Consider the following 7,200-nt stretch of genomic DNA (forward strand, 5'->3'; position numbering starts at 1 on the left):
CCTGTGGATAACTTCCCGAACCGTTGACGTTTCAATATCCACAGGCTCGTGGCGGCATTGGCGCGATGTCGGAGGCATCGGGTTGCATGGGGGCATGAACGCAGACCTGAGGTCCTCCGCCGACTCCGTACTCGCCCGCCTCGTGGGCGACCCGACGGGCACCGCCCGGCTGCGCGAGGACCAGTGGCTCGCGATCGAGGCGCTGGTCGCCCACAAGCGCCGGGCGCTCGTGGTGCAGCGCACCGGCTGGGGCAAGTCCGCCGTGTACTTCGTGGCGACCTCGCTGCTGCGGGCGAGCGGCGCCGGCCCCACCGTGATCGTCTCCCCCCTGCTCGCCCTGATGCGCAATCAGGTGGAAGCCGCCGCCCGCGCCGGCATCCGCGCACGCACCATCAACTCCGCCAACCCCGAGGAGTGGGAGGGCATCCAGGCCGAGGTCGCGGCGGGCGAGGTCGATGTCCTGCTGGTGAGCCCGGAGCGGCTCAACAACCCCGATTTCCGCGACCAGGTCCTGCCCAAGCTCTCCGCCGCGACCGGCCTGCTCGTGGTGGACGAGGCGCACTGCATCTCCGACTGGGGGCACGACTTCCGCCCCGACTACCGCCGGCTGCGCACCATGCTGGCCGATCTGCCGCCGGGTGTGCCGGTGCTCGCCACCACCGCGACCGCCAACGCCCGCGTGACCGCGGACGTCGCGGAGCAACTGGGCACCGGCGCCGGCACGGACGCCCTCGTGCTGCGCGGCCCGCTGGACCGGGAAAGCCTCAGCCTGGCGGTGCTGACCCTGCCGGACGCGGCGCACCGGCTGGCCTGGCTCGCGGACCACCTCGGCGAACTGCCCGGCTCCGGCATCATCTACACCCTGACGGTGGCGGCGGCCGAGGAGGTCACCGCCTACCTGCGCCACCGCGGGCACACCGTGTCCTCGTACACCGGCAAGACCGAGAACGCCGACCGCCAGCAGGCCGAGGACGACCTCCAGGCGAACCGGGTCAAGGCCCTGGTGGCCACCTCCGCCCTCGGGATGGGTTTCGACAAGCCCGACCTCGGCTTCGTGGTCCACCTCGGCTCGCCCTCCTCCCCCATCGCCTACTACCAGCAGGTCGGCCGCGCCGGCCGCGGTGTGGAGCACGCGGAGGTCCTGCTGCTGCCCGGCCGCGAGGACGAGGCGATCTGGCAGTACTTCGCCTCCGTCGCCTTTCCCCCGGAGGAGCAGGTCCGGCGCACGCTCGACGTGCTGGCCGAGGCCGGGCGGCCGCTCTCGCTGCCCGCCCTGGAACCACTGGTGGACCTGCGGCGCACCCGGCTGGAGACCATGCTCAAGGTGCTCGACGTCGACGGCGCCGTGCACCGCGTCAAGGGCGGCTGGACCTCGACGGGCGAGCCCTGGATCTACGACTCCGAGCGCTACGCCTGGGTGGCCCGCCAGCGGGCCACCGAACAGCAGGCGATGCGCGACTACGCGGCGGCCACCGGCTGCCGGATGGAGTTCCTGCGCCGCCAGCTGGACGACGAGGAGGCGGCGCCCTGCGGCCGTTGCGACAACTGCGCCGGGGCCCGGTTCACCGCGGAGGTGACCACGACCGCCCTGGACACGGCCCGCGGTGAGCTCGGCCGTCCGGGCGTGGAGTTGGAGCCGCGCAAGATGTGGCCCACCGGGCTCGCGGCGGTCGGTGTCGACCTCAAGGGGCGTATCCCCGCAGGGGAACAGGCGTCGACGGGCCGCGCCCTGGGCCGGCTGTCCGACATCGGCTGGGGCAACCGCCTGCGGCCCATGCTCGCCCCGCAGGCTCCGGACCAGCCGGTCCCGGACGACGTGACGCAGGCCGTGGTCGCGGTGCTCGCCGACTGGGCCCGGGGACCGGGCGGTTGGGCCTCCGGCGCGCCCGATGCCCCGGCCCGGCCGGTGGGCGTGGTCGCGCTGCCCTCACGGGGCCGGCCCCAGCTGGTCGGCTCGCTGGCCGCACGGATCGCGGAGATCGGGCGGATGCCCTTGCTCGGCACCCTCGCGTACACCGACCAGCTGCCCGAGTTCGGTCTGACCTCCTCCAACAGCGCCCAGCGGGTGCGGGGGCTCCACCAGGCCCTGGCCGTGCCTCCGCAGTTGGCCGCGGCTCTGGCGGAGGCCGAGGGGCCGGTGCTCCTCGTGGACGACCGCGCGGAGAGCGGCTGGACCCTCGCGGTGGCGGCCCGGCTACTGCGACGGGCAGGCGCAAAGGAGGTGTTCCCGCTGGTGCTGGCGCTCCAGGGGTAGCCGGATGCGTCGTCCTCGGCATGGCGGGGCAAGGATATGAGCGGCATACCGGCGAATTCCGGTCGGCGTCGTCAATTGCTCGTTGCCGCATGCTCCGAAGCCACGCGAGAATTGGAGTGCTCCCGCTCGGCTCCCCGGCACCCTCCTGGGCCGCGCTGCGGCGCGCCCACACTCCAGCCGTGCCCGTCCGCGGGCGTGTACCCGAAGGGAGGAACGTGACCTTCGGATTCACGCCGCCCTCGACTTCTTCCCTGGCCACGGTCACCGGCGGCGCGAGCCGGCACGGCAGACTGCTGGAGCCGGCGGAATGGACGACGGCCGGCATCCCGCTCCTGCGCAATCCGCGCGAGGTGGTCAGCGGGCTGCACTCCCGGCACGCCCCGGTGCCCTCGACAGCGGTCATCGCCGTCCTGGGTCCGGAGGAACAGCTCGTGGCGAGCGCGTCCTTCACGCAGCGCTCCACGTCCGCGGACGGCTGGGAGTACCGCAACGCCCTGCTGTCCCGCCTGCGCCGGGTCCTCCCGCACGACCTGCGCCGGCGGACCCCCGTGCGTACGGCGGTGCTGCTCTACTGCCGTGACGGCGACGAGCGGTGGACGCCCGAGGACGGCGCCTGGATGTGGGGGCTGCGGGACGCCTGCACCCTGCACGGGCTGCGCTGCGGCGCCTACATCACGCTGACCCGCGACGGCTGGCAGGTCCTCGGCGAGGGCCGCGGCGGCCGGCACCCGAGCTCGGACTCGCGGCCGCAGCATCTCGGCGACACCGTGTCCGAGTTCGCACCGCTCGCCCTGCACACCGGCGGCGGAGCCGTCGAGGCCCTGCGCCGGACCGCCGCGCGCTGAGCCCCGTACGAGGTGAGGCGGGCACGCCTCACGGCCGTACACCCGGAACCGGGCGTACGGCTGATCAGGCGTCGGGCACCGGCGGGGCCGGCCCGAGGCCCGCCCCGCCCCTCGCCCGTGCCGGCGTACAGGACGTCAGACGCCCGCACCCAGCACGGAGTTGATCTCCTGCGTCTCACCGCACACGATCAGCAGCGTGCCCGCCCGGGAGAGCGCGACGGGCAGCACGCCCGCCAGGCCGTCGGCCGGTCCGCCGTTGGCCGCGAGGACCACGACCGGACGGCTCGCGGCACGCTCCAGGCGTGCGGCGTCCGCGTAGAAGACGTCGTCCCCGGCGTCGTGCTGGGCCCAGTACGCGGCCTCGCCGAAGGACAGCTCGTGAGCGGCCCACGGGTGCGGGTCGCCGGTGGTGAGCACCAGGATGTCGCCGGGCGCACGCCCGGTGTCGAGCAGCAGGTCCACGGCCTCCTCGGCCGCGTCCAGCGCGCCCTCGGCGGAGGCAGGGATCAGCTGGACCTGCGGAACCGCCGCGGAGACGGACGGCGCCGCGGGAACAGGAGCTGCGGTAACGCTTCCGGGGGTGGCCTGCGCCGCGCGCTGCGCGGGCGGTGCGGGCCTGGGGGCCCCGACCGCGCGGCTCGCCGCCGCGGGGGTGGGACCGGGGCGACCGGGCCGCGGGACGGCGGCGGGACGCGGACCAGGTACGGGACGGGGGGTCTGCGCGGTACGGCTCGCGGCCGGGGTCACGCGGGGACCCTGGGCACTCTCGTGAATCTGAGGCTCCTCGATGGCGGGGGTGAGAGGCATGAGTTGATATCTATCAAACACCGGTACGAAACGTACCGGGCGGTGGCACATGGGTGCGATCAGAAATCGAAGCCGAGTTGGCCTCCGTTTTCCAGATCCGTCGCTTCCTCGCTGCGGCGCACCTTCTTCAGGTGGCGCCACCGGGGCAGCGCGTCGAGGTAGGACCACGAGAGCCGGTGGTAGGGGGTGGGCCCCCGCACCTCCAGCGCCGCCCGGTGCACGGGCGAGGGGTATCCAGCGTTGGCGGCGAAGGCGAAGTCCTCGATCCCGCCGTCCCCTTCACCGAGCTCGGCCATCATGCGGTCCCGGCGGACCTTGGCGATGACCGAGGCGGCGGACACGGAGATGCAGGACTGGTCACCCTTGATCACCGTGCGGACCCGCCAGGGCGAGCCGAGGTAGTCGTGCTTGCCGTCGAGTATCACCGCGTCGGGCCTCACCGGCAGGCCCCCGAGGGCCCGCTCGGCCGCGAGGCGCAGGGCGGCGGTCATGCCCAGTGCGTCGATCTCCTCGGGCGTGGAGTGCCCGAGCGCGTACGCGGTGACCCAGTCCTCCAGGACGTCGAGCAGGGCGTCGCGCCGCTTGGGGGTGAGCAGTTTGGAGTCGGTGAGCCCGGCGGGCGGCCGGCGCAGGCCGGTGATCGCCGCGCATACGGTGACGGGACCGGCCCAGGCCCCTCGTCCGACTTCGTCGACCCCGGCGATGACCTTGGCGCCGGTGGTGGCGCGGAGGGAGCGCTCGACGGTGTGGGTGGGTGCTTCGTACGGCATGGCGCCAGCAAGGGTACGCCGCCCCGGGCCCGCTGCACACCCCCGCCCGGGTCCGAAGGGTCCGCGGAGCTCCGCACGCCCCGCCGCGGGACCCCGAGGAGGGACCCGCCGCGTCTCACACCCTGAGCAGCGGCACCATCACGCCGTCGATCAGCTCCGCGATCTCCGCGTCCTCCCATTCGCTCCCGCACACCTTGCTGCGGTACATGAGCATCGCCGGAATGACGTCCACGACAAGCGGACCCGTAGCATCCGGTCGCACGTCGCCCCGCCGGATTCCGCGCATCAGCAGCTCCCCGATCAGGCGCCGGACGGGCTCCTGCAGCCGGGACGAGATGACCTCGTGGAACCGCTCCGCATGCGCGTGATCGCATTCGTGAAGCACCGACCACAGCGCCTGCCCGCCCCGCGAGTACATGACCTCCCGGGTGCGCACGCACAGCAGGCGGAGATCCTCCCGGACCGAACCGCAGTCAGGAATATCACCGATCTGCGGCATCGCGGTCCGCAGCGCCTCGGCCACCAGGTCCGCCTTCGACGGCCAGCGCCGGTAGAGCGCGGCCTTGCCGGTCTGCGCGCCGGCCGCGACGCCCTCCATCGTGAGCGCGTGCCAGCCGACGGTGCCCAACTGTTCCAACGCGGCGTCCAGGATCGCCCGTTCGAGCTCGGGGCCCCGTCTGCGCCCCGGTGACACCGATGACGCCGATGACCAGCGCGAATCCACCACGTACCCCGCCTCCGCCCGGCCCGCGACCGTCGCGGCGCACTTTTTCAGCCTTAGTGAACGCTTGCGTTCACTAAGGCTGGGCTCCTACCGTGGAACCCATAGTGAACGAACACGTTCACTATTTCACTTGGGGGGATCCAGAGTGACCAGTTCCCAGCTCGCCGCGCCGCGAATACCGGGCGCGGCCCGCCGCGACGGCCGCCCCGGCGTGGCCCTGGCCGTCATCGCCGCCTGCCAGCTCATGGTCGTGCTCGACGCGACGATCGTGAACATCGCGCTCCCGCACATCCAGACCGCCCTCGCGTTCAGCACCACGGATCTCTCGTGGGTGCTCAGCGCCTACACCCTCACCTTCGGCGGACTGCTGCTGCTCGGCGGCCGGGCCGGCGACATCCTGGGCCGGCGCCGGGTGTTCCTGGCCGGAATCCTGCTCTTCACCCTGGCCTCCCTCCTCGGCGGCTTCGCCCAGGAGCCCTGGCAGCTGCTCGCCGCCCGCGCCCTGCAGGGAGTCGGCGGCGCGATCGCCTCCCCGACCTCGCTCGCCCTGATCACCACGACCTTCCCCGAGGGACCCGAACGGAACCGGGCCTTCGGGGTCTTCGCCGCCGTCTCCGCCGGCGGTGGCGCGATCGGCCTGCTGACCGGCGGCATGCTCACCGAATGGCTCGACTGGCGCTGGGTCCTCTTCGTCAATGTGCCGATCGGCGTGCTGATCGCGGTCCTCACCCCGCTCTACATCAGCGAGTCCGAGCGCCACCCCGGCCGTTTCGACATCGCCGGAGCGCTCACCTCCACCCTCGGCATGGCCTCGCTCGTCTACGGCTTCATCCGCGCCTCGGAGGAGGGCTGGCGCGACCCGCTCACCCTCGGCTCGTTCGCGGCGGCCGTGGTCCTGCTCGCGCTGTTCGTCCTGGTCGAGTCGCGGGCGCGCGAGCCGATCATCCCGCTGCGGATGTTCGCCGATCGCAACCGCACCGGCACCTACGTGATCATGCTCGGCCTCGCCGCCGCGATGTTCGGGATGTTCTTCTTCATCGTCCAGTTCGTCCAGAACGTCCTGGGCTTCTCCCCCATCCAGTCCGGGCTCGGCTTCCTGCCCGTCACGGTCGCCATCGTGACCGCCGCCGGCCTCTCACAGCGGTTCCTGCCGCGCTTCGGCCCCAAGCCCTTCATGGTCATCGGATCCGCGCTCACCGGTACGGGCCTGGCCTGGCTGACCCTCCTGCGCACCGACAGCTCCTACCTCTCGGGCGTGCTCGGCCCCATGCTGCTGTTCGGCTTCGGGATGGGCCTCAACTTCGTGACGCTCACCCTCACCGCCGTCTCCGGCGTGGCACCGCAGGAGGCGGGCGCCGCCTCCGGCCTGCTCAACGCCAGCCAGCAGGTCGGCGGCTCCCTCGGGCTGTCCATCCTGGTCACCGTCTTCGGTACGGCCAGCCGCGACGAGGCCGCCGAGCAGGTCCCCGCCTTCCTCGCGCAGGCGGATCCCGCGGCGGCGGCCGCCTTCCAGCAGACCGGCCAACTGCCCGACCCCTGGGGCGATCTCGTCCTCGCCCAGGGCATCTCCACCGCCTTCCTCGCCGCCGTCGCCATGGCGGGGCTCGCCCTGGCCACCGCGCTGCTGGTGATCCGGGTGCGCAAGAGCGACCTGGAGGCCCTGGCCGGAGCCGCCGCGAAGGCCGGACCGGCCGCCTGAGCGGGTGCGCCGGGGGGGGGGGGGGGGGCCCCCCCCCCCCCCCCCCCCCGCCGCCCGCCCCCACCCCCCCCCCCCCCCCCGAAGCACCCCAAGCGGAGCGC

At 73.2% G+C, this 7,200-nt stretch carries 6 protein-coding genes; 3 read left to right on the forward strand and 3 right to left on the reverse strand.

Features of this window, described 5'->3' with window-relative positions:
• Positions 1-94 precede the first annotated feature (94 nt).
• Both ABZ873_RS28215 and ABZ873_RS28220 read left to right on the forward strand, forming a co-directional pair.
• A complete protein-coding gene (locus ABZ873_RS28215; protein WP_360877543.1) occupies positions 95-2,254 on the forward strand; it encodes a RecQ family ATP-dependent DNA helicase in 2,160 nt (719 codons plus the stop codon).
• A 215-nt stretch (positions 2,255-2,469) separates the two neighbouring features.
• Positions 2,470-3,099 carry a hypothetical protein gene (locus ABZ873_RS28220; protein ID WP_360877546.1) on the forward strand — a complete coding sequence of 210 codons (630 nt, stop codon included), beginning with the start codon at positions 2,470-2,472 and terminating at the stop codon, positions 3,097-3,099.
• Between the two features lie 135 nt (positions 3,100-3,234).
• Here ABZ873_RS28220 and ABZ873_RS28225 read toward each other — a convergent pair whose 3' ends face one another.
• The 3 genes from ABZ873_RS28225 to ABZ873_RS28235 all read right to left on the reverse strand — a co-directional run bounded on the left by ABZ873_RS28225 (position 3,235) and on the right by ABZ873_RS28235 (position 5,403).
• Complete coding sequence (locus ABZ873_RS28225) at positions 3,235-3,906, reverse strand: hypothetical protein (protein WP_360877550.1); 672 nt, start codon at positions 3,904-3,906, stop codon at positions 3,235-3,237.
• 59 nt (positions 3,907-3,965) lie between these two features.
• Positions 3,966-4,676 (reverse strand): ribonuclease HII, encoded by a 711-nt coding sequence (locus ABZ873_RS28230; protein WP_360877553.1) that lies wholly within the window; start codon positions 4,674-4,676, stop codon positions 3,966-3,968.
• 115 nt (positions 4,677-4,791) lie between these two features.
• Entirely contained in the window at positions 4,792-5,403 is a 612-nt protein-coding gene (locus ABZ873_RS28235) for a TetR/AcrR family transcriptional regulator (RefSeq protein WP_360877556.1), read from the reverse strand.
• Between the two features lie 142 nt (positions 5,404-5,545).
• Between ABZ873_RS28235 and ABZ873_RS28240 the strand changes: the two genes are divergently transcribed.
• Positions 5,546-7,099: an MFS transporter gene (locus tag ABZ873_RS28240; RefSeq protein ID WP_360877559.1), complete on the forward strand. Its 1,554-nt coding sequence runs from the start codon at positions 5,546-5,548 to the stop codon at positions 7,097-7,099.
• Positions 7,100-7,200: the final 101 nt, after the last annotated feature.

It is taken from the genome of Streptomyces sp. NPDC047014, from assembly GCF_040644195.1.
Classification (GTDB): domain Bacteria; phylum Actinomycetota; class Actinomycetes; order Streptomycetales; family Streptomycetaceae; genus Streptomyces.

What these genes read in the sequence shown, in the direction of transcription:
- ABZ873_RS28215 (WP_360877543.1), top strand. Translation starts at nt 95, where the DNA reads ATGAACGCAGACCTGAGGTCCTCCGCCGACTCCGTACTCGCCCGCCTC.
- ABZ873_RS28225 (WP_360877550.1), bottom strand. Translation starts at nt 3,906, where the DNA reads ATGCCTCTCACCCCCGCCATCGAGGAGCCTCAGATTCACGAGAGTGCC.
- ABZ873_RS28230 (WP_360877553.1), bottom strand. Translation starts at nt 4,676, where the DNA reads ATGCCGTACGAAGCACCCACCCACACCGTCGAGCGCTCCCTCCGCGCC.